3 protein-coding genes and 1 pseudogene are annotated in these 1,584 nt (G+C 37.5%); 3 read left to right on the top strand and 1 reads right to left on the bottom strand.

The annotated features are described in order from the left end of the window. Positions 1-422: 422 nt before the first annotated feature. Genes O9324_RS15425 through O9324_RS15435 form a run of 3 tightly spaced genes read left to right on the top strand, consistent with a single transcriptional unit; the run spans position 423 to position 1,123 of the window. On the top strand, positions 423-671 hold the full coding sequence (locus O9324_RS15425) for a DUF433 domain-containing protein (RefSeq protein WP_288140634.1): 249 nt from the start codon (positions 423-425) through the stop codon (positions 669-671). A gap of 45 nt (positions 672-716) precedes the next feature. Continuing rightward, positions 717-941, top strand: a complete 225-nt coding sequence (locus tag O9324_RS15430) for a type II toxin-antitoxin system HicB family antitoxin (RefSeq protein ID WP_002770935.1) — start codon at positions 717-719, stop codon at positions 939-941. Next, the gene (locus tag O9324_RS15435) at positions 938-1,123 is read left to right on the top strand and encodes a type II toxin-antitoxin system HicA family toxin (protein ID WP_288140635.1); all 186 of its coding nucleotides are present in this window, start codon (positions 938-940) and stop codon (positions 1,121-1,123) included. Before O9324_RS15430 ends, O9324_RS15435 begins: the two co-directional genes overlap by 4 nt. A gap of 330 nt (positions 1,124-1,453) precedes the next feature. Here O9324_RS15435 and O9324_RS15440 read toward each other — a convergent pair. Continuing rightward, positions 1,454-1,584: pseudogene (locus O9324_RS15440) on the bottom strand (DUF3782 domain-containing protein); the annotation flags it as partial.

Here is a 1,584-nt window from a genome sequence, read left to right on the forward strand (position 1 = left end):
TCTAGCGACTTGGCGGAGAAGAAATGTCCCTAGCTTCTCATCCGTGTTTTTTCAATTAATTATTGACTATCAACTAATCAGCGATCGCAGTTCAAGGGGAAGGGGTCAAAGGTCAAAAGGCGATCGCGGTCAATGGATAATAGGCAATTGACAATGGATAATTATCAACTATTCATTATCAACTATCAATTAAAACTGCGATCGCAGTTTAGATTTTGGGGGAAAGGGATTAAGGGTGATCGCGGTTTTAGATCCTGGGATTGAGTCGAACACTTATACCATCAAGGTATTGGGTTAGCAATCAAGCTATAATTAGCCAATGAACAAAAAACTTTGTGTTCTTTGTGCCTTTGTGGTTTTTTCTTGCCCTTTTTGGTAATCTTCACAACAATATAGGAGGAGTTTATCTCAGGAGTTCCACAGTGATTAGAGAGCTAGACCGTATTACTGTTAATCCACAAATATGTCTTGGACAGCCAACGATTCGAGGAATGGGTATCACTGTAGGATTTGTTCTGAAACTGTTGGCTAGTCAGTTATCTATTCAGGAAATCTTAGAGGCTTATCCAGAGTTGGAGCAGGAAGATATTCGTCAGGCTCTTAATTATGCAGCTTGGGCTGTATCCGATTATATCGTTAGCTTCACTTCAGCAGCCGTAACGCACCGCTAACTTTAATGATAGTGGGTTATATAATTTAAAATTTTGAGGTAAATTATGCAACTAAAACTAACAAAAATATTCCAGAAAGTTCCCGAAGGCTATATTGGTTTTGTCGAAGAATTGCCAGGAGCTAATACTCAAGGAGAGACTCTAGAAGAAACTAGAAGCAATTTAGAAGAAGCAATTGAGCTAGTTTTAGAAGCTAATCGTATGTTAGCTGAAGAGCAACTGCAAGGACAAGAAGTGATTCGAGAGTCTGTTACTTTCTGGGCTGCATGAAACGCATAAACTTAATTCGTCATTTAGAAACTTATGGCTGTGAATTCTTAAGAGAAGGCGGCAATCATACGATTTATGTAAATCGTGTCCATCAGAAATCTTCAGCTATTCCGCGCCATCGTGAAATCAATGAATTCTTGACGCAAAAAATTTGTCGAGATTTACAAATACCAGAACCATGAGTGCGACTCCTGTTAAGCTGCTGTAGAGTGTAGGCTGCGTGTTTGCGGTTACTAATTTGGATAATAAAATAAGACTAACAATCCGCCGTAACGCACCAATTTTATTACTATTAATTAAACATAATAAATTACATTGAATTTACCTGTGTATCATCCCCTGTAGAATTTCTGGCAATTTATCGATTAAAATTCTTGCTTTTTGTTTAATATTTTTTATTTCCATGATGGTTTCTAAAATGACTCCTGACAATGAATAATTATCAACTATTCATGATTAATTAAAAAGGGCGATCGCAAAATTACGCCTTCTTAACAAAGAAATTAAACACCTTAAGCAAAACCCAAAGGTTGAAACTGAACATCATTGATAATTTTAACCGTTTCCCCCGACTGCTTAATCACAAACAAACCGCGCCGATAGGCATAGACATCTATCCCCTCGTCAATTTCAATTCCTGCCA

This window comes from Microcystis sp. LE19-84.1B, from assembly GCF_027531875.1.
Taxonomy (GTDB): domain Bacteria; phylum Cyanobacteriota; class Cyanobacteriia; order Cyanobacteriales; family Microcystaceae; genus Microcystis; species Microcystis panniformis.

Bases quoted from the DNA above. Each gene is read 5' to 3' on its own strand.
- O9324_RS15430 (WP_002770935.1), top strand. From the start codon at position 717: ATGCAACTAAAACTAACAAAAATATTCCAGAAAGTTCCCGAAGGCTAT.
- O9324_RS15435 (WP_288140635.1), top strand. From the start codon at position 938: ATGAAACGCATAAACTTAATTCGTCATTTAGAAACTTATGGCTGTGAA.